Source organism: Salegentibacter tibetensis, assembly GCF_020164485.1.
Taxonomy (GTDB): domain Bacteria; phylum Bacteroidota; class Bacteroidia; order Flavobacteriales; family Flavobacteriaceae; genus Salegentibacter; species Salegentibacter tibetensis.
Window position 1 is genome coordinate 37,010 of sequence record NZ_JAIQZA010000003.1, and the last position, 16,843, is coordinate 53,852.

Below are 16,843 nucleotides of genomic sequence, written 5' to 3' on the forward strand. Positions count from 1 at the left end.
CTAATTTTTAAGCTATGTCTTAGTTGGTTCTAACATTATGATATAACTAGTGTTTTTATGAAGATAATTCTGGATATTAAATTTAGTTGCATCATCCTTCTGAAAATTAATCCATTATAGTTTGATAAATTTGTTTTTATTTCTACATTTGCAAACCCTAAAAAACAGGGGATTAAATTTAAATAATAATTAGGTAAAAGAAATTATGCCAACAATTTCACAATTAGTACGAAAAGGAAGAGCCCAGATGACCAAGAAGAGTAAATCGGCTGCTTTAGATTCGTGCCCTCAAAGAAGAGGAGTATGCACACGTGTGTATACTACTACACCTAAGAAACCAAACTCGGCTATGCGTAAAGTAGCTAGGGTAAGGTTGACTAACGGAAAAGAAGTTAACGCTTATATTCCAGGTGAGGGACACAATCTACAAGAGCACTCGATAGTATTGGTCAGAGGTGGAAGGGTAAAAGATTTGCCAGGTGTGAGATACCACATTGTTCGCGGTGCATTAGATACTGCGGGTGTTGAAGGTAGAAGCCAGCGTAGGTCTAAATACGGAGCCAAACGCCCTAAAAAGTAATTAAAAACTTTTAATGTAAAGAAATGAGAAAAAGACAGGCCAAAAAAAGACCACTTTTACCAGATCCAAAATTTAACGATCAACTTGTGACACGTTTTGTGAACATGATGATGTGGGACGGTAAAAAATCGGTAGCCTTTAAAATTTTCTATGATTCAATCGCAATTATAGAGGAGAAAAAACAAGACGAAGAAAAAACCGGTTTGGAAATTTGGAAAGATGCTCTTTCTAATGTTATGCCTCACGTTGAAGTTAGAAGTAGACGAGTTGGAGGTGCAACCTTCCAGATCCCAATGCAGATAAGACCAGATAGAAAAGTATCAACCGCTATGAAGTGGTTAATTTCATTTGCGCGCAAGAGAAATGAAAAATCTATGGCGTTGAAATTAGCTTCTGAAGTTCTTGCTGCTTCCAAAGAAGAAGGAGCTGCAGTTAAGAGAAGAGTAGATACTCATAAAATGGCTGAAGCTAATAAAGCATTCTCTCACTTTAGATTCTAAAAAAAATGGCACAAAGAGATTTAAAATTTACTAGAAATATAGGAATTGCAGCTCATATTGATGCGGGTAAAACCACAACAACAGAGCGTATTCTATATTACACAGGGATAAGCCACAAAATAGGAGAGGTGCACGATGGTGCAGCTACTATGGACTGGATGGAGCAGGAGCAGGAAAGAGGTATTACTATTACTTCTGCCGCTACACACTGTAAATGGATGTACAGAGATCAGGAATTCACGGTAAATATTATCGATACTCCTGGTCACGTTGATTTTACTGTAGAGGTAGAGCGTTCTTTACGTGTTCTTGATGGTGTGGTTGCGTTGTTTAGTGCTGTAGATGGTGTTGAGCCGCAATCTGAAACCGTTTGGAGACAGGCTGATAAATATAAAGTACCACGTTTAGGATTTGTGAATAAAATGGACCGTCAGGGAGCTGACTTTTTTAATGTGTGTAAGCAGGTTAGAGAAATGCTTGGTGGAAACCCTGTTCCATTACAAGTTCCTATTGGTGATGAAATAGACTTTAAAGGTGTTGTTGATCTTATTTCCAAAAAAGCAATTATTTGGAACGATGAAGATCACGGGATGACCTATGAAATCATAGATATTCCTGAAGAACTTATGGAAGATGTTAATAAATACCGAACTGAGCTTGTAGAAGCCGTGGCCGAGTATGATGAAGCATTGATGGAAAAGTTTTTTGAAGACGAAGATTCAATTACTGAAGATGAGATTATTGCTGCGCTTAGGGCTGCAACCATAGATATGTCTATCATTCCTATGATGTGTGGTTCTGCCTTTAAAAACAAAGGTGTGCAGGCAATGCTTGACGCGGTAATGAGATATATGCCTTCTCCAGTAGATGTTGAAGCTATTATAGGTACAAATCCAGATACCAATGAGGATGAAAGCAGAAAGCCACACGTTGACTCTCCTTTCTCTGCATTGGCATTTAAAATTGCAACCGATCCTTTCGTAGGACGCTTGGCATTTTTCCGTGTATACTCAGGAGCTTTAGATGCAGGATCTTATGTTTTAAATAACAGATCTGGTAAGAAAGAGCGTATTTCACGTATTTACCAAATGCACTCTAACAAGCAAGAGCCTATAGATAGAATTGAAGCTGGTGATATTGGTGCAGCAGTTGGTTTTAAAGATATTAAAACCGGTGATACGCTTACCGATGAGAAAAACCCAATCGTTCTTGAGTCTATGACTTTCCCTGAGCCGGTAATTGGTATCGCGGTAGAGCCTAAGACTAAGGCGGATGTTGATAAAATGGGCATGGCTTTAGCTAAATTAGCTGAAGAAGATCCAACTTTCCAGGTTAAGACTGATGAGATTTCAGGACAAACCATTATCTCGGGAATGGGAGAGCTTCATATCGAAATTCTTGTAGACCGTTTGAAGAGGGAGTTTAAAGTTGAAGTAAACGAAGGTCAACCTCAGGTTGAGTATAAAGAAACAGTAACTAAAACTGCAGATCATAGGGAGGTTTATAAAAAGCAATCTGGTGGTCGTGGTAAATTTGCTGATATCGTTTTTGAGATGGGACCTGTAGATGAAGACTTTGAAGGAAAAGGACTTCAGTTTGTGGACCAGATAAAAGGTGGACGTATTCCTAAAGAATTTGTTCCTTCGGTAGAAAAAGGATTTAGAGAAGCTATGAAGACCGGTCCAATGGCTGGTTTCCAAATGGATACTTTAAAAGTAATCCTTAAGGATGGATCTTTCCACCCTGTGGATTCCGATCAGCTTTCTTTTGAATTGGCTGCCAAAATGGGTTACAAAGCCGCTGCTAAAAAAGCCGGTGCTGTAGTTCTTGAGCCAATTATGAAAATTGAAGTAGTTACTCCGGAAGAAAATATGGGTGATATTGTTGGTGACCTTAACAGAAGAAGAGGTCAGGTAAACAGCATGTCAGACAGGTCTGGAGCTAAGATTATTAAAGCGGAAGTGCCTTTGGCTGAAATGTTTGGATATGTAACAACATTAAGAACATTGTCTTCTGGTAGAGCAACTTCAACTATGGAATTCTCTCACTATGCTGAAACTCCTTCTAATATCTCAGAAGAAGTGATTAAAGCAGCAAAAGGTACATCTAACGAATAATATTAGGAAAATGAGTCAGAAAATAAGAATAAAACTAAAATCCTACGATCATAACCTGGTAGATAAATCTGCAGAAAAGATCGTAAAGACTGTAAAAACTACAGGTGCGGTGGTAACAGGACCAATTCCTTTACCTACTCACAAAAAACTTTTTACTGTTTTGCGTTCTCCTCACGTAAACAAAAAAGCTAGAGAGCAATTTCAATTAAGCTCTTACAAAAGGCTTTTAGATATCTATAGTTCTTCTTCAAAAACCATCGATGCGTTGATGAAGCTTGAACTACCAAGTGGGGTTGAAGTAGAGATCAAAGTATAAGTGTGTCCCCGCGAAGGCGGGGATCCTAAAAGATTCCCGCCTTCGCGGGAATAAACATGTCCCAAGCAGTTGGCGAGGGAAAAACGGAAGAAAGATACATTCAGGGCGAAAGTATTTTTCTGCCCTGAATTTTTTTAAATAAATAAGTAATAATCAATAATTAATTATGTCTGGGTTAATAGGAAAAAAAATAGGCATGACCAGTATTTTTGACGAGAATGGGAAAAATGTTCCCTGTACCGTTATAGAAGCAGGTCCATGCGTAGTTACCCAAGTCAGAACCACAGAGGTTGACGGGTATGAGGCACTTCAAGTTGGTTTCGATGACAAAAAGACTGCAAACAAAGCCGCCGAAGGGCATGCTAAAAAAGCAGGAAGCGTTGCAAAACGTAAAGTCGTTGAATTCAAAGGATTTGAAGCAGATTATAAATTAGGGGATGCTATCACGGTAGAGCACTTTAACGAAGGGGAATTTGTAGATATTGCAGGTACTTCTAAAGGTAAAGGCTTTCAAGGAGTTGTAAAAAGACACAACTTTGGTGGTGTGGGTCAGGCGACTCACGGTCAGCATAACCGTTTAAGAGCTCCGGGTTCTATTGGTGCAGCGTCTTACCCTGCACGGGTTTTCAAAGGAATGAAAATGGCCGGTAGAATGGGTGGAGAGAGAGTTAAAGTAGAAAACCTGAGAGTTTTAAAAGTGGTGGCAGATAAAAACCTTTTAGTAGTAAAAGGATGTGTGCCAGGTCACAAAAACTCATACGTAATCATTAGCAAGTAATGGAAGTAGCAGTTTTAGATATAAAAGGAAAAGAAACAGGTAGAAAAGCAAAGCTTTCTGACTCTGTTTTCGCTATAGAGCCAAACGATCACGCTGTTTATCTTGATGTTAAGCAATATTTAGCTAATCAGCGCCAGGGAACCCACAAAGCTAAAGAAAGAGCTGAGATTGTTGGGAGTACCCGTAAGATCAAAAAGCAAAAAGGTACCGGTACAGCACGTGCAGGTAGCATTAAGTCACCAATCTTTAAAGGGGGTGGACGTGTTTTTGGACCTAGACCAAGAAGCTACAGTTTTAAATTGAATAAAAATTTAAAGCGATTGGCTAGAAAATCGGCTTTATCAATAAAAGCAAAAGGAGAATCAATTTTTGTAATTGAAGACTTTTCTTTTGATGCGCCGAAGACAAAAAGTATGATAGATGTTTTGAAAGCCCTTGGTATTCAGGACAAAAAATCGCTTATAGTGTTGGGTGACTCAAATAAAAATGTATATTTGTCGTCACGTAATTTAAAAGGACTTGAGGTTATAAACTCCTCAGAATTAAGTACTTACGGAATTCTTAATGCTAAGAATATCGTGTTGCTTGAAGGTTCTTTAGAAGGAATTGAGTCGAATTTAAGTAAATAAGCCTTATGAGTATCTTGATAAAACCAATTATTACAGAAAAAGCCACCGGAGATAGCGAGTTGAATAACCGTTTTTCTTTTGTGGTAGAAAATAAGGCGAATAAGATTGAAATTAAGAATGCAGTAGAAGCTGCTTATGGAGTTTCAGTTGAAAAAGTTCGTACCATAAATGTCCGTCCAGATCGCAAAACCAGATATACAAAATCTGGTATGATCACTGGTAAAACCAAAGCTTTCAAAAAAGCATTGGTACAGGTGACGGAAGGTGAAACTATTGATTTATACAGTAATCTTTAAGATTAAAAAATGTCAGTTAGAAAATTAAAACCAATCACCCCTGGCCAGCGTTTTAGAGTAGTAAACGGGTATGACGCCGTGACTACTGATAAGCCGGAAAAAAGCCTTTTGGCTCCGATTAAAAAGTCAGGTGGGAGAAACAGTCAGGGAAAAATGACAATCCGCTACAAAGGTGGAGGTCATAAAAGACGTTACAGAATTGTAGACTTTAAGCGCGACAAGCATGGTATTCCTGCAACTGTTGCGAGTATAGAATATGATCCTAATAGAACTGCCTTTATTGCATTGTTGAATTACCAGGATGGTGAGAAACGATATGTTATTGCTCAAAATGGGTTACAGGTAGGTCAAAATATTGTGTCAAGTACGGAATCTGCTGCTCCAGAAATTGGAAATGCAATGCCGTTATCGAGCATTCCGCTTGGTACTGTAGTTTCTTGTATAGAGTTAAGAGCCGGGCAAGGTGCTGTGATGGCAAGAAGTGCTGGAGCTTTTGCTCAATTATTGGCAAGAGAAGGGAAATATGCAACCGTGAAGCTACCTTCAGGAGAAATTAGAAGAGTATTATCTACTTGTATGGCGACAATTGGAGCTGTATCAAATAGTGATCACCAACTTCAGGTTTCTGGTAAAGCTGGTAGAAAACGTTGGTTGGGTATAAGACCAAGAACCAGACCAGTAGCGATGAACCCTGTAGATCACCCAATGGGTGGTGGTGAAGGAAGAGCTTCCGGTGGTCACCCACGTTCAAGAAAAGGTTTACCTGCTAAAGGTTTCAAAACCCGTTCAAGAACAAAAGCGAGTAATAAATATATTGTAGAACGTAGAAAGAAATAATAAGATATGGCACGTTCATTAAAAAAAGGACCTTACGTTCACTATAAGTTAGATAAGAAAGTTGCTCAAAATGTTGAGTCTGGAAAAAAAGCCGTGATCAAGACCTGGTCTAGAGCTTCAATGATTACTCCAGATTTCGTAGGGCAAACTATCGCTGTTCACAACGGGAAACAATTTGTACCTGTATATGTAACAGAGAACATGGTAGGGCATAAATTAGGAGAATTTTCACCAACACGTTCCTTTAGAGGGCATTCAGGTGCAAAAAATAAAGGTAAAAGATAATTGAAGCTATGGGAGTTCGTAAAAGAGAAAGAGCAGAGCAGATAAAAGAGGCCAAAAAACAGGTAGCTTTTGCAAAGTTGAATAACTGCCCTACTTCACCTAGAAAAATGCGTTTAGTTGCGGATTTAGTAAGAGGTGAGAAAGTAGAAAAGGCGCTTCAGATATTGAAATTCAGTTCAAAAGAAGCTTCTGGACGTTTAGAGAAATTATTGCTTTCGGCATTAGCCAACTGGCAATCTAAAAACGAAGAAGCCAGTATTGAAGAGGCTGAATTGTTTGTAAAAGAAATCCGTGTAGATGGAGGAGCGATGCTTAAGAGGCTACGTCCTGCACCACAGGGTCGCGCACATAGAATTAGAAAGAGATCCAACCACGTTACTTTGGTGCTTGGAGAAAACAATAATACACAAAGCTAAGTAGAGTATGGGACAAAAAACAAATCCAATCGGGAATCGCCTTGGTATCGTAAGAGGATGGGAATCCAACTGGTACGGAGGAAATGACTACGGCGATAAATTAGCCGAAGACGATAAGATTAGAAAGTACATCCATGCTCGTCTATCAAAAGCGAGTGTATCCAGGGTAATTATTGAGCGTACGCTTAAGCTTGTAACCGTTACTATCACCACTGCCAGACCGGGTATTATTATTGGGAAAGGCGGACAGGAGGTAGACAAGCTTAAAGAAGAACTTAAGAAAATTACCGACAAGGAAGTTCAAATTAACATCTTTGAGATTAAGAGGCCAGAACTTGATGCGCATTTAGTAGCGTCTAGTGTTGCAAGGCAAATAGAAAATCGTATTTCTTACCGTCGTGCAATTAAAATGGCTATCGCGGCTGCTATGAGAATGAATGCTGAAGGAATCAAAATTCAGATTTCCGGACGTTTAAATGGTGCTGAAATGGCACGTTCAGAAGCATACAAAGATGGTAGAATTCCTTTGTCTACTTTTAGGGCCGATATTGACTATGCTTTGGTTGAAGCTCACACTACTTATGGTAGGTTGGGTGTTAAAGTATGGATCATGAAAGGCGAAGTTTATGGTAAAAGAGATCTTTCTCCGCTTGTTGGCATGTCTAAGAAGCAAGGAGGGAAACCTGGAGCCGGGCGAGGTGGTAACAAATCACGTCGTAGAAAGTAATTTTTTAAAGTAAAGAAAAATGTTACAACCTAAAAGAACAAAATACCGTAAACAGCAGAAGGGCCGTATGAAAGGCAACGCCGGAAGAGGGCATAGACTCTCTAACGGAACCTTTGGAATAAAATCTATGGATTCTAGTTTCATTACTGCCCGCCAAATTGAAGCTGCACGTATTGCTGCAACCCGATATATGAAAAGGGAAGGTTCTATCTGGATTAAAATTTTCCCAGATAAGCCTATCACTAAGAAACCTCTAGAGGTGCGTATGGGTAAAGGTAAAGGTGCTGTTGAATATTGGGCTGCTATTGTAAAACCAGGAAGAATTATGTTTGAAATTGGCGGAGTGCCAATGGATGTTGCTAAAGAAGCTTTAAGGCTTGCGGCACAGAAACTTCCGGTAAGAACCAAATTTATTGTAGCTAGAGACTATCAAGCTTAATATTATAAAGTTATGAAACAATCAGAAGTAAAAGAACTGTCTGTGGCAGAATTACAGGAAGAGCTTGGGAAATCTAGAAAAGCATATTCAGATTTGAAAATGGCTCACGCAGTTTCGCCATTAGAGAACCCAATACAGCTTAGAGCTGTACGAAGAACTATAGCGAGACTTGCTACAGAGTTAACTAAAAGAGAACAACAATAAGTGTTATTCTGCTGAAAGATGGAAAAAAGAAATTTAAGAAAAGAGCGTATAGGCGTTGTTACAAGTAATAAAATGCAGAAATCAATCGTGGTTTCTGAAGTTAAGAAAGTAAAACACCCTATGTATGGTAAGTTCGTTTTAAAAACGAAAAAATACGTAGCGCACGACGAAACAAACGACTGCAACGAAGGAGATACGGTAAGGATCATGGAGACACGACCTTTAAGTAAATCTAAATGTTGGAGATTAGTAGAAATAATTGAAAGAGCGAAGTAATGGTACAACAAGAGTCTAGACTAAGAGTAGCAGACAATACCGGGGCAAAAGAAGTTTTGACCATTCGTGTATTGGGCGGTACAAAGAAAAGATACGCTTCTGTTGGGGACAAAATAGTTGTCAGCGTAAAAGAAGCTACACCTAACGGTAATATCAAAAAAGGTGCAGTTTCAACAGCAGTTGTAGTTCGTACCAAGAAAGAAGTACGTAGGCAGGACGGGTCTTATATCCGTTTTGATGATAATGCCTGTGTATTGTTAAACCCTACCGGAGAGATGCGCGGAACCCGTGTATTTGGACCGGTTGCGAGAGAACTTCGTGATAAGCAATTCATGAAAATTGTATCATTGGCACCAGAGGTGCTTTAATACATTAACAAGATGAGAAAGCTTAAAATAAAATCTGGAGATACTGTAAGAGTTATTGCCGGTGACCATAAAGGTCAGGAAGGTAAAGTTCAAAAAGTTCTCATAGAAAAGAATAAAGCCATCGTGGAAGGTGTAAACACTATCTCAAAACATGAGAAGCCTAGTGCATCTAATCCTCAAGGTGGTATTGTAAAGAAAGAAGCTCCTATTCATATTTCTAACCTTTCTTTGTTAGACAAAGATGGTAATACTACCAGAGTTGGATATAAAGAAGAGGATGGAAAGAAAGTAAGATTTTCCAAAAAATCTAATGAAGTAATTTAGTTATGGCATACGTACCAAGACTTAGAGCAGAATATGCAGAGCGAGTAAAGCCTGCATTAAAAGAAGAATTTAGCTACGCTAACGTAATGGAGGTTCCAAAACTTGAGAAGATAGTTTTGAGCCGTGGCGTTGGTGCAGCTGTAGCAGATAAAAAGCTAATTGACCATGCTGTAGATGAACTTTCTACAATTACAGGTCAAAAAGCGGTGCAAACCATTTCTAAAAAGGATGTTGCTTCCTTCAAACTTCGTAAAGGAATGCCAATTGGGGCAAAAGTTACTTTGCGAGGATACAGAATGTACGAATTCTTAGATCGTTTAATAACATCAGCACTTCCACGTGTTCGTGACTTTAACGGGATTAAGGCTAATGGTTTTGATGGAAGAGGAAACTATAATTTAGGTGTTACCGAACAAATCATCTTTCCGGAGATCGATATTGATAAGGTAAACCGAATTAATGGTATGGATATCACCTTCGTAACCACTGCAAAGACAGATAAGGAAGCGAAATCATTGTTAACCGAACTAGGATTACCTTTTAAAAAGAATTAATTATGGCTAAAGAATCAATGAAAGCCCGTGAGGTGAAGAGACAAAAAATGGTAAAAAAGTATGCTGAAAAGCGCGCAGCTCTTAAAGAGGCTGGTGACTTTGAAGGTTTGCAAAAATTACCAAAGAATGCTTCTCCTGTACGTTTGCACAACCGTTGTAAACTAACTGGTAGGCCAAAAGGTTATATGAGACAGTTTGGTCTTTCTCGTGTGATGTTTAGAGAAATGGCTAATCAGGGTTTAATTCCTGGAGTTAGAAAAGCTAGTTGGTAAAATTATAAATTGGTTGAAGGTTCTCCCGAGTGTCGGGAAGAAAACCACATCCGCAAATTAAAATAGATGAATACAGATCCTATTGCAGATTATTTGACGAGAGTTAGAAACGCTGTGGCTGCAAACCACAGGGTGGTAGAGATACCAGCTTCTAACCTCAAAAAGGAGATTACAAAAATATTATTCGACCAGGGATATATTCTTAGTTACAAGTTTGATGATGCTACTGCTCAGGGGACAATTAAAATTGCCCTGAAGTATGACAAAATCACAAAAGAGCCTGTAATTAAAGATATTCAGAGAATAAGTAAACCTGGTTTACGTAAGTATGCCGGCGCTGATGAATTACCACGTATCCTTAACGGTCTTGGTATCGCTATAGTTTCTACTTCCCACGGTGTAATGACGGGGAAACAAGCTAAAGCAGAGAAAGTTGGTGGTGAAGTATTGTGTTACGTTTACTAATACTTAAAAGACTAAAGAAATGTCAAGAATAGGTAAAAGCCCAATTACAATTCCAGAAGGTGTAAATGTAGACCTTAAGGATGGCGTTGTAACGGTAAAAGGAAAATTAGGAGAACTTAGACAAGAGGTTAGCGACATTGATGTGAAAATTGAAGATGGCGTAATTACTTTTGAACGTTCTTCAGAGAAAAGTGATCAAAAAGCAAAACACGGTCTTTATCGTGCTTTGATAGATAATATGATTGAAGGGGTGTCTAACGGATACACAAAATCTTTGGAATTGGTAGGAGTAGGATATAGAGCTTCTAACCAGGGACAAAAATTAGAATTAGCCGTTGGGTTTTCCCATAATATTGTAATAGATTTGGCGCCAGAAGTTAAAGTAGAAGCAATTTCAGAGAAAGGGAAGAACCCTATCGTGAAATTGACCTCTTATGATAAACAGCTTGTGGGCCAGGTAGCTGCTAAGATACGCTCCTTTAGAGCACCAGAACCTTACAAAGGTAAAGGTATCAAGTACGTTGGAGAACAATTACGTAGAAAAGCAGGTAAATCAGCTTAATAAAGTTTAGATATGGCAGTTTCAAAACAAGATAGACGAAATAAGATAAGAAAGCGTGTTCGTAAGTCAATTACGGGTACCGCTAGCCGTCCAAGATTATCTGTATTTAGAAGTAATAAAGAAATTTATGCTCAAATTATAGATGATGTAGAAGGAAAAACCCTGGCTGCAGCCTCTTCGAGAGATAAAGGCGTGTCAGTAGAAGGTGATAAATCCAAGCAAGCAGAATTGGTTGGTAAAGCACTTGCTGAAAAAGCTTTGAAAGCCGGTGTAGAAACCATTTCCTTTGACAGAGGTGGTTACCTGTATCACGGTAGAGTTAAATCATTAGCAGAAGGTGCTCGAGAAGGAGGACTAAAATTCTAGAAAATTATGTATCAAGATTATAAAAACGTAGAACATGTAAAACCGGGCGGACTTGAATTAAAAGACCGTTTGGTAGGAGTACAACGTGTGACCAAAGTAACCAAAGGTGGTAGAGCTTTTGGATTTTCTGCTATCGTAGTAGTAGGAGATGAGAATGGTGTTGTTGGGCAAGGTTTAGGGAAATCTAAAGAAGTTGCCGATGCTATCTCTAAAGCTGTGGAAGATGCAAAGAAGAATTTAGTACGTATTCCTTTACATAAGGGAAGCATTCCTCACGAACAAAAAGGTAAGTATGGTGGCGCAAGAGTTCTTTTGCTACCTGCTGCAACTGGTACCGGGATTATAGCCGGTGGTGCAATTCGTGCCGTACTGGAATCTGTTGGTGTGCATGACGTACTTTCTAAAAACCAGGGGTCTTCAAACCCACACAACGTGGTAAAGGCTACTTTTGATGCGCTACTTCAATTAAGAAGTGCAGATACAGTTGCTAAACAACGTGGTATTTCATTAGAAAAGGTTTTTAAAGGATAAATCAAGGAGAAAGATGGGAAAGATAAAAGTTACAAAAGTAAAAAGTGCTATTAACCGTTCTAAAAACCAGAAATTGGTTTTGGAGTCTCTAGGTCTTAAGAAAATTGGCCAGACGGTAGAGCATAACGATACGCCAAACATCCTTGGTATGGTAAATAAAGTTAAACATTTAGTTTCCTTTGAGGAAACAAAATAATAGATTCACATGGAATTAAATAACTTAAAACCTGCAAAAGGTTCAGTTAAGAGTAACAACAAGCGTGTTGGCCGTGGAGAAGGATCAGGTAAAGGTGGTACTGCTACCCGTGGTCACAAAGGGGCTAAATCTCGTTCTGGTTACTCCAAGAAGATAGGTTTTGAAGGTGGGCAGATGCCACTTCAACGTCGTGTTCCAAAATTTGGTTTCACTAACAGAAATCGTGTAGCTTACCAGGGTGTAAATCTTGATACTTTACAGCGTTTGGTTGATGAAGGTAAAATTAAAGATACTGTAGATGTTAATGCTTTGATCGAAAACGGTCTTGTAGGCAAAAACGAACCAGTTAAGATATTAGGTAGAGGTGAATTAAAGGCAAAGTTGAAAATATCTGTTCATAAATTTACAGCCACAGCGAAAGAAGCTATAGAAGCTGCCGGAGGTGAAGTTGTTACTTTATAATAGATAGCCAAATGAAATTCATCAATACTATTAAGAATATTTGGAAGATCGAGGAGCTAAAAAATAGAATTTTAGTAACCCTCGGTCTATTATTAGTTTATCGTTTTGGGGCACAGGTTGTGCTTCCCGGGATAGATGCTTCACAGCTATCTAATCTGGCATCCCAAACAGATGGAGGTCTTCTTGGCCTCTTAAACGCATTTACAGGTGGCGCTTTTTCTAACGCCTCTGTGTTTGCTTTGGGAATTATGCCATATATCTCGGCTTCTATTGTTGTTCAGCTAATGGGTATTGCGATACCTTATTTGCAGAAATTACAAAAAGAAGGTGAAAGCGGTAGACGTAAGATCAATCAGATCACCCGTTGGTTAACCATTGCAATTACATTGGTTCAGGGACCCGGTTATATCTATAACCTTTTTGCTACACTTCCTCAGCAAGCCTTTTTATTAGGTGATACTGTTACATTTGTAGCTTCTGCAGTAGTAATTCTTACTACAGGGACCATTTTCGCAATGTGGCTGGGTGAAAAGATAACCGACAAAGGTATTGGTAATGGTATTTCGCTATTAATTATGGTAGGTATTATTGCTACCTTACCACAAGCATTTATTCAGGAATTCGCTTCCAGGGTATTTGAATCTAACGGTGGACTTATTATGATTCTTATTGAATTGGTAATTTGGTTTGCTATTATTCTTGCTTCGGTAATGTTGGTAATGGCTGTACGTCAAATTCCCGTACAATATGCTAGAAGAACCGCCTCTGGAGGTTACGAAAAGAACGTTTTTGGATCAAGACAGTACATCCCGCTTAAGCTTAATGCTTCAGGTGTGATGCCAATTATATTTGCCCAGGCTATTATGTTTATCCCGGCCGCCGTAGCAGGACTATCAGATTCTGATGCTGCACAAGGGGTTACCGCTGCCTTTAGTGATATCTTTGGATTTTGGTATAATGTAGTATTTGCACTATTGATTATTGTATTTACATACTTCTATACCGCGATTACTGTACCTACCAATAAAATGGCTGATGATCTAAAACGAAGTGGAGGATTTATTCCCGGCATTCGTCCCGGAACTGAAACCGCTGAGTTTTTAGATAGAATTATGTCTCAAATTACCTTGCCAGGATCTATTTTCCTTGCACTTATTGCTGTGTTCCCAGCGGTTGTAGTGCAACTTTTAGGTTTGCAACAAGGATGGGCATTGTTTTTTGGAGGAACCTCGCTTTTAATTATGGTTGGAGTTGCAATAGATACTATGCAACAGGTAAATTCTTACCTGCTGAATAGACATTACGACGGATTAATGAAAACAGGTAAAAACAGAAAAGCAGTAGCTTAATTATGGCAAAACAACCGGCAATAGAACAAGACGGAACAATTATAGAAGCATTATCTAATGCAATGTTTCGTGTAGAATTGGAAAATGGTCACGTTGTGACAGCTCATATCTCTGGGAAGATGCGTATGCACTACATTAAATTGTTACCTGGAGATAAAGTAAAACTGGAAATGAGTCCTTACGATTTAAGTAAGGCTCGTATAACATACAGATACTAAAAGTAATTTGAGCTATTTGTAAAATTTTCAGTACTTTTGCAACCTGAAAAAATTATGAATGCTGAAATCCTGATTTTGAGCATATTTCAAAATCAGCGAATTGTAAAAAACTAAAGAGATGAAAGTTAGAGCATCAGTAAAGAAAAGAAGTGCCGACTGCAAAATTGTACGCAGAAAAGGGCGCCTTTACGTAATTAACAAAAAGAATCCTAGATTTAAACAAAGACAAGGCTAATTATGGCAAGAATTGCAGGGGTAGATATACCTAAACAAAAGCGAGGAGTTATAGCATTGACCTATATCTTCGGAATTGGTAGAAGCAGGGCTCAAAAGATCCTTAGCCAGGCCAAAGTAGATGAAAGCAAAAAAGTTTCAGACTGGGACGATGATGAAATTGGTCGTATCCGTGAAGCCGTTGGTGAATTTACAATCGAAGGAGAATTACGTACAGAAGTTCAATTGAGTATTAAACGTCTAATGGATATTGGATGTTATAGAGGTATTCGTCACAGAAGTGGTTTGCCACTTAGAGGACAAAGAACCAAAAACAACTCAAGAACCAGAAAAGGTAGAAGAAAAACAGTTGCTAACAAGAAGAAAGCGACTAAATAGTAATTAATATGGCAAAGAAGACAGTTCAAAAAAAGCGTAAAGTAACCGTTGAGTCCGTAGGACAAGCGCACGTTACGGCTTCTTTCAATAACATTATTGTTTCCCTTACCAACAAAAAGGGGGATGTTATTGCTTGGTCATCTGCAGGAAAAATGGGTTTTAGGGGTTCTAAAAAGAATACTCCTTATGCTGCCCAGTTAGCTGCAGAAGACGCGTCTAAAGTAGCTCACGAAGCTGGTTTGCGCAAAGTTAAAGTTTACGTTAAAGGGCCGGGGAATGGTAGAGAATCTGCTATTCGTTCGCTTCACAACAATGGGATTGAAGTAACAGAAATTATTGATGTTACTCCATTACCACACAACGGATGTCGTCCTCCTAAGAGACGTAGAGTTTAATAATAAGTATAACAATAAATAAGAGAGGAGTTAAGATTATCGAAGGACAGAGACCTTAATTCATAATCCCTTTCTTCTAAATTCAAAGTTAATGGCAAGATATACTGGTCCAAAGACTAAAATAGCCCGTAAATTCGGTGAAGCTATTTTTGGAGACGACAAGTCTTTTGAAAAAAGAAATTATCCTCCGGGACAACACGGTAACAACCGTCGTCGCGGTAAAAAATCTGAATATGCTATCCAGTTAATGGAAAAGCAAAAAGCAAAGTATACTTATGGTATCCTTGAGCGTCAGTTTAGCAATATGTTTAAAAAAGCTACCAGAGCGCAGGGCATCACCGGTGAAGTTCTACTTCAACTTTGTGAATCCCGTCTTGATAACGTTGTTTATAGAATGGGTATTGCCCCAACTAGAAGCGCTGCAAGACAATTCGTATCTCACAGACACATTACGGTTAATGGCGAGTTGGTAAACATACCATCTTACCAATTGAAAGCGGGTGATGTAGTAAGTGTTCGTGAAAAATCAAAATCTTTACAGGCTATCCAGGACTCACTAGCTAACTCTAGCAGTGTTTACGAATGGATTACCTGGAATAACGAGACAAAAGAAGGTACTTTTGTTTCAGTACCCGGACGTATTCAGATTCCGGAAAACATAAATGAACAATTCATCGTCGAATTATATTCGAAATAATAATTCACAGAAGTCGTAATATGGCAATACTAAATTTTCAGAAGCCCGATAAAGTTATAATGATTGATTCAACCGATTTCGAAGGGAAATTTGAATTTCGCCCTTTGGAACCCGGCTATGGATTAACCGTTGGTAACGCTTTAAGGAGAGTGCTTTTATCTTCATTAGAAGGTTATGCAATCACTTCAATTCGTATAGAAGGCGTAGATCACGAATTCTCCGCTATTCCTGGAGTTGTGGAAGACGTAACAGAAATCATCCTAAACCTTAAACAAGTAAGGTTTAAAAGGCAAATTGATGAAATAGATAACGAAGCCGTTACCATTTCTATAACTGGAGAAGAACAAATTACTGCCGGTCACTTTCAAAAATTCATTTCAGGCTTTCAGGTCCTAAACCCAGATCAGGTGATCTGTACTGCAGACAAGAAAGTCAACCTGAATATGGAAATGACCATAGAAAAAGGTAGAGGTTATGTTCCGGCCGAAGAAAACAAAAAAGCCAACGCACCTCTTGGAACTATATTTACCGATTCTATTTATACACCAATAAAGAACGTTAAGTATAGCATTGAAAACTATCGTGTAGAGCAAAAAACCGATTATGAAAAATTGGTTTTTGAAATCGTAAGCGACGGTTCTATCCATCCAAAAGATGCACTTACTGAAGCTGCAAAAACACTTATTCACCACTTTATGTTATTCTCTGACGAGCGTATTACGCTTGAAGCTGACGAGATAGCACAAACTGAAACTTATGATGAAGAATCTCTTCACATGAGACAGTTGCTAAAAACCAAGTTGGTAGATATGGATCTTTCAGTAAGAGCTTTAAATTGCTTAAAAGCGGCAGAAGTCGATACCCTGGGAGACCTTGTATCTTACAATAAAAACGACTTGATGAAGTTTAGAAACTTCGGAAAGAAATCTTTGACAGAGCTTGAAGAATTGGTAAGTAACAAAGGACTTAACTTTGGTATGGACCTTTCAAAATACAAATTAGATAAGGACTAATACATAAGTAGTTTTCCATAAAAGCCGGCAAAAGATCGCGCTTTGGGAAAATGAATTAA

The 16,843-nt window shown here is 38.6% G+C and carries 31 protein-coding genes; all 31 read left to right on the plus strand.

The features are described from left to right. Nucleotides 1–205 precede the first annotated feature (205 nt). Nucleotides 206–580: a 30S ribosomal protein S12 gene (gene rpsL / locus LB467_RS02120; protein WP_057482239.1), complete on the plus strand. Its 375-nt coding sequence runs from the start codon at nt 206–208 to the stop codon at nt 578–580. A 23-nt stretch (nt 581–603) separates the two neighbouring features. Next, nucleotides 604–1,080, plus strand: coding sequence for a 30S ribosomal protein S7 (rpsG, locus tag LB467_RS02125; RefSeq protein WP_224472384.1), 477 nt, complete (start codon nt 604–606; stop codon nt 1,078–1,080). Between the two features lie 5 nt (nt 1,081–1,085). Continuing rightward, nucleotides 1,086–3,197, plus strand: coding sequence for an elongation factor G (gene fusA / locus LB467_RS02130; protein WP_224472385.1), 2,112 nt, complete (start codon nt 1,086–1,088; stop codon nt 3,195–3,197). Nucleotides 3,198–3,207: 10 nt separating this feature from the next. Continuing rightward, nucleotides 3,208–3,513, plus strand: a complete 306-nt coding sequence (gene rpsJ / locus LB467_RS02135; RefSeq protein ID WP_037319211.1) for a 30S ribosomal protein S10 — start codon at nt 3,208–3,210, stop codon at nt 3,511–3,513. 166 nt (nt 3,514–3,679) lie between these two features. After that, nucleotides 3,680–4,291 (plus strand): 50S ribosomal protein L3, encoded by a 612-nt coding sequence (gene rplC, locus LB467_RS02140; RefSeq protein WP_224472386.1) that lies wholly within the window; start codon nt 3,680–3,682, stop codon nt 4,289–4,291. Next, nucleotides 4,291–4,920: a 50S ribosomal protein L4 gene (gene rplD / locus LB467_RS02145; RefSeq protein ID WP_224472387.1), complete on the plus strand. Its 630-nt coding sequence runs from the start codon at nt 4,291–4,293 to the stop codon at nt 4,918–4,920. The genes rplC and rplD overlap by 1 nt, the downstream gene beginning before the upstream one ends. A gap of 5 nt (nt 4,921–4,925) precedes the next feature. After that, nucleotides 4,926–5,216, plus strand: a complete 291-nt coding sequence (rplW, locus tag LB467_RS02150) for a 50S ribosomal protein L23 (protein ID WP_224472388.1) — start codon at nt 4,926–4,928, stop codon at nt 5,214–5,216. Nucleotides 5,217–5,225: 9 nt separating this feature from the next. Beyond that, a complete protein-coding gene (rplB, locus tag LB467_RS02155) occupies nt 5,226–6,053 on the plus strand; it encodes a 50S ribosomal protein L2 (protein ID WP_224472389.1) in 828 nt (275 codons plus the stop codon). Nucleotides 6,054–6,059: 6 nt separating this feature from the next. Next, nucleotides 6,060–6,338 carry a 30S ribosomal protein S19 gene (gene rpsS / locus LB467_RS02160; protein ID WP_057482232.1) on the plus strand — a complete coding sequence of 93 codons (279 nt, stop codon included), beginning with the start codon at nt 6,060–6,062 and terminating at the stop codon, nt 6,336–6,338. A gap of 8 nt (nt 6,339–6,346) precedes the next feature. Then, nucleotides 6,347–6,754: a 50S ribosomal protein L22 gene (gene rplV, locus LB467_RS02165; RefSeq protein WP_224472390.1), complete on the plus strand. Its 408-nt coding sequence runs from the start codon at nt 6,347–6,349 to the stop codon at nt 6,752–6,754. A 7-nt stretch (nt 6,755–6,761) separates the two neighbouring features. Further along, nucleotides 6,762–7,481, plus strand: a complete 720-nt coding sequence (gene rpsC / locus LB467_RS02170) for a 30S ribosomal protein S3 (RefSeq protein WP_075324949.1) — start codon at nt 6,762–6,764, stop codon at nt 7,479–7,481. 19 nt (nt 7,482–7,500) lie between these two features. After that, nucleotides 7,501–7,920: a 50S ribosomal protein L16 gene (gene rplP / locus LB467_RS02175; RefSeq protein ID WP_224472391.1), complete on the plus strand. Its 420-nt coding sequence runs from the start codon at nt 7,501–7,503 to the stop codon at nt 7,918–7,920. Nucleotides 7,921–7,932: 12 nt separating this feature from the next. Then, nucleotides 7,933–8,124 carry a 50S ribosomal protein L29 gene (rpmC, locus tag LB467_RS02180; RefSeq protein ID WP_037319233.1) on the plus strand — a complete coding sequence of 64 codons (192 nt, stop codon included), beginning with the start codon at nt 7,933–7,935 and terminating at the stop codon, nt 8,122–8,124. A gap of 18 nt (nt 8,125–8,142) precedes the next feature. Further along, entirely contained in the window at nt 8,143–8,400 is a 258-nt protein-coding gene (gene rpsQ / locus LB467_RS02185; protein ID WP_037319236.1) for a 30S ribosomal protein S17, read from the plus strand. Next, entirely contained in the window at nt 8,400–8,768 is a 369-nt protein-coding gene (gene rplN, locus LB467_RS02190) for a 50S ribosomal protein L14 (RefSeq protein ID WP_037319239.1), read from the plus strand. Before rpsQ ends, rplN begins: the two co-directional genes overlap by 1 nt. Nucleotides 8,769–8,780: 12 nt before the next feature. Next, entirely contained in the window at nt 8,781–9,092 is a 312-nt protein-coding gene (gene rplX / locus LB467_RS02195) for a 50S ribosomal protein L24 (RefSeq protein WP_037319242.1), read from the plus strand. A 2-nt stretch (nt 9,093–9,094) separates the two neighbouring features. Further along, complete coding sequence (rplE, locus tag LB467_RS02200; protein ID WP_224472392.1) at nt 9,095–9,646, plus strand: 50S ribosomal protein L5; 552 nt, start codon at nt 9,095–9,097, stop codon at nt 9,644–9,646. Between the two features lie 2 nt (nt 9,647–9,648). Further along, nucleotides 9,649–9,918 carry a 30S ribosomal protein S14 gene (gene rpsN, locus LB467_RS02205; RefSeq protein ID WP_079733676.1) on the plus strand — a complete coding sequence of 90 codons (270 nt, stop codon included), beginning with the start codon at nt 9,649–9,651 and terminating at the stop codon, nt 9,916–9,918. A gap of 66 nt (nt 9,919–9,984) precedes the next feature. After that, nucleotides 9,985–10,383, plus strand: a complete 399-nt coding sequence (gene rpsH, locus LB467_RS02210; RefSeq protein ID WP_224472393.1) for a 30S ribosomal protein S8 — start codon at nt 9,985–9,987, stop codon at nt 10,381–10,383. 19 nt (nt 10,384–10,402) lie between these two features. Beyond that, nucleotides 10,403–10,945: a 50S ribosomal protein L6 gene (gene rplF / locus LB467_RS02215; protein ID WP_224472394.1), complete on the plus strand. Its 543-nt coding sequence runs from the start codon at nt 10,403–10,405 to the stop codon at nt 10,943–10,945. 12 nt (nt 10,946–10,957) lie between these two features. After that, nucleotides 10,958–11,311, plus strand: a complete 354-nt coding sequence (gene rplR / locus LB467_RS02220) for a 50S ribosomal protein L18 (protein WP_075324943.1) — start codon at nt 10,958–10,960, stop codon at nt 11,309–11,311. 6 nt (nt 11,312–11,317) lie between these two features. Beyond that, nucleotides 11,318–11,842 carry a 30S ribosomal protein S5 gene (gene rpsE, locus LB467_RS02225; RefSeq protein ID WP_224472395.1) on the plus strand — a complete coding sequence of 175 codons (525 nt, stop codon included), beginning with the start codon at nt 11,318–11,320 and terminating at the stop codon, nt 11,840–11,842. A 13-nt stretch (nt 11,843–11,855) separates the two neighbouring features. Further along, the gene (gene rpmD, locus LB467_RS02230; protein ID WP_224472396.1) at nt 11,856–12,038 is read left to right on the plus strand and encodes a 50S ribosomal protein L30; all 183 of its coding nucleotides are present in this window, start codon (nt 11,856–11,858) and stop codon (nt 12,036–12,038) included. A 9-nt stretch (nt 12,039–12,047) separates the two neighbouring features. Beyond that, entirely contained in the window at nt 12,048–12,500 is a 453-nt protein-coding gene (gene rplO / locus LB467_RS02235) for a 50S ribosomal protein L15 (RefSeq protein WP_224472397.1), read from the plus strand. 11 nt (nt 12,501–12,511) lie between these two features. After that, complete coding sequence (gene secY / locus LB467_RS02240) at nt 12,512–13,849, plus strand: preprotein translocase subunit SecY (protein WP_224472398.1); 1,338 nt, start codon at nt 12,512–12,514, stop codon at nt 13,847–13,849. A 2-nt stretch (nt 13,850–13,851) separates the two neighbouring features. Further along, nucleotides 13,852–14,067, plus strand: coding sequence for a translation initiation factor IF-1 (gene infA / locus LB467_RS02245; RefSeq protein WP_013073244.1), 216 nt, complete (start codon nt 13,852–13,854; stop codon nt 14,065–14,067). A gap of 118 nt (nt 14,068–14,185) precedes the next feature. Further along, nucleotides 14,186–14,302: a type B 50S ribosomal protein L36 gene (ykgO, locus tag LB467_RS02250; protein WP_013305171.1), complete on the plus strand. Its 117-nt coding sequence runs from the start codon at nt 14,186–14,188 to the stop codon at nt 14,300–14,302. Nucleotides 14,303–14,304: 2 nt separating this feature from the next. Next, the gene (gene rpsM / locus LB467_RS02255) at nt 14,305–14,679 is read left to right on the plus strand and encodes a 30S ribosomal protein S13 (protein ID WP_224472399.1); all 375 of its coding nucleotides are present in this window, start codon (nt 14,305–14,307) and stop codon (nt 14,677–14,679) included. Nucleotides 14,680–14,687: 8 nt separating this feature from the next. Continuing rightward, nucleotides 14,688–15,074, plus strand: a complete 387-nt coding sequence (rpsK, locus tag LB467_RS02260) for a 30S ribosomal protein S11 (protein ID WP_037319270.1) — start codon at nt 14,688–14,690, stop codon at nt 15,072–15,074. A gap of 91 nt (nt 15,075–15,165) precedes the next feature. Then, entirely contained in the window at nt 15,166–15,771 is a 606-nt protein-coding gene (rpsD, locus tag LB467_RS02265; protein ID WP_224472400.1) for a 30S ribosomal protein S4, read from the plus strand. Nucleotides 15,772–15,791: 20 nt separating this feature from the next. Then, nucleotides 15,792–16,784, plus strand: coding sequence for a DNA-directed RNA polymerase subunit alpha (locus tag LB467_RS02270; protein WP_224466047.1), 993 nt, complete (start codon nt 15,792–15,794; stop codon nt 16,782–16,784). The last annotated feature ends 59 nt before the right edge of the window (nt 16,785–16,843 follow it).

Bases quoted from the DNA above. Each gene is read 5' to 3' on its own strand.
- rplN (WP_037319239.1), top strand. From the start codon at position 8,400: ATGGTACAACAAGAGTCTAGACTAAGAGTAGCAGACAATACCGGGGCA.
- rplP (WP_224472391.1), top strand. From the start codon at position 7,501: ATGTTACAACCTAAAAGAACAAAATACCGTAAACAGCAGAAGGGCCGT.
- rpsC (WP_075324949.1), top strand. From the start codon at position 6,762: ATGGGACAAAAAACAAATCCAATCGGGAATCGCCTTGGTATCGTAAGA.
- rpsM (WP_224472399.1), top strand. From the start codon at position 14,305: ATGGCAAGAATTGCAGGGGTAGATATACCTAAACAAAAGCGAGGAGTT.
- rplW (WP_224472388.1), top strand. From the start codon at position 4,926: ATGAGTATCTTGATAAAACCAATTATTACAGAAAAAGCCACCGGAGAT.
- rpsN (WP_079733676.1), top strand. From the start codon at position 9,649: ATGGCTAAAGAATCAATGAAAGCCCGTGAGGTGAAGAGACAAAAAATG.
- rplX (WP_037319242.1), top strand. From the start codon at position 8,781: ATGAGAAAGCTTAAAATAAAATCTGGAGATACTGTAAGAGTTATTGCC.
- rplF (WP_224472394.1), top strand. From the start codon at position 10,403: ATGTCAAGAATAGGTAAAAGCCCAATTACAATTCCAGAAGGTGTAAAT.
- rpmC (WP_037319233.1), top strand. From the start codon at position 7,933: ATGAAACAATCAGAAGTAAAAGAACTGTCTGTGGCAGAATTACAGGAA.
- fusA (WP_224472385.1), top strand. From the start codon at position 1,086: ATGGCACAAAGAGATTTAAAATTTACTAGAAATATAGGAATTGCAGCT.
- rpsK (WP_037319270.1), top strand. From the start codon at position 14,688: ATGGCAAAGAAGACAGTTCAAAAAAAGCGTAAAGTAACCGTTGAGTCC.
- rpmD (WP_224472396.1), top strand. From the start codon at position 11,856: ATGGGAAAGATAAAAGTTACAAAAGTAAAAAGTGCTATTAACCGTTCT.
- rpsG (WP_224472384.1), top strand. From the start codon at position 604: ATGAGAAAAAGACAGGCCAAAAAAAGACCACTTTTACCAGATCCAAAA.
- rpsD (WP_224472400.1), top strand. From the start codon at position 15,166: ATGGCAAGATATACTGGTCCAAAGACTAAAATAGCCCGTAAATTCGGT.
- rpsE (WP_224472395.1), top strand. From the start codon at position 11,318: ATGTATCAAGATTATAAAAACGTAGAACATGTAAAACCGGGCGGACTT.
- secY (WP_224472398.1), top strand. From the start codon at position 12,512: ATGAAATTCATCAATACTATTAAGAATATTTGGAAGATCGAGGAGCTA.
- ykgO (WP_013305171.1), top strand. From the start codon at position 14,186: ATGAAAGTTAGAGCATCAGTAAAGAAAAGAAGTGCCGACTGCAAAATT.
- rpsS (WP_057482232.1), top strand. From the start codon at position 6,060: ATGGCACGTTCATTAAAAAAAGGACCTTACGTTCACTATAAGTTAGAT.
- LB467_RS02270 (WP_224466047.1), top strand. From the start codon at position 15,792: ATGGCAATACTAAATTTTCAGAAGCCCGATAAAGTTATAATGATTGAT.
- rplC (WP_224472386.1), top strand. From the start codon at position 3,680: ATGTCTGGGTTAATAGGAAAAAAAATAGGCATGACCAGTATTTTTGAC.
- rplO (WP_224472397.1), top strand. From the start codon at position 12,048: ATGGAATTAAATAACTTAAAACCTGCAAAAGGTTCAGTTAAGAGTAAC.
- rpsQ (WP_037319236.1), top strand. From the start codon at position 8,143: ATGGAAAAAAGAAATTTAAGAAAAGAGCGTATAGGCGTTGTTACAAGT.
- rplB (WP_224472389.1), top strand. From the start codon at position 5,226: ATGTCAGTTAGAAAATTAAAACCAATCACCCCTGGCCAGCGTTTTAGA.
- infA (WP_013073244.1), top strand. From the start codon at position 13,852: ATGGCAAAACAACCGGCAATAGAACAAGACGGAACAATTATAGAAGCA.
- rpsH (WP_224472393.1), top strand. From the start codon at position 9,985: ATGAATACAGATCCTATTGCAGATTATTTGACGAGAGTTAGAAACGCT.
- rplR (WP_075324943.1), top strand. From the start codon at position 10,958: ATGGCAGTTTCAAAACAAGATAGACGAAATAAGATAAGAAAGCGTGTT.
- rpsL (WP_057482239.1), top strand. From the start codon at position 206: ATGCCAACAATTTCACAATTAGTACGAAAAGGAAGAGCCCAGATGACC.
- rplD (WP_224472387.1), top strand. From the start codon at position 4,291: ATGGAAGTAGCAGTTTTAGATATAAAAGGAAAAGAAACAGGTAGAAAA.
- rpsJ (WP_037319211.1), top strand. From the start codon at position 3,208: ATGAGTCAGAAAATAAGAATAAAACTAAAATCCTACGATCATAACCTG.
- rplE (WP_224472392.1), top strand. From the start codon at position 9,095: ATGGCATACGTACCAAGACTTAGAGCAGAATATGCAGAGCGAGTAAAG.
- rplV (WP_224472390.1), top strand. From the start codon at position 6,347: ATGGGAGTTCGTAAAAGAGAAAGAGCAGAGCAGATAAAAGAGGCCAAA.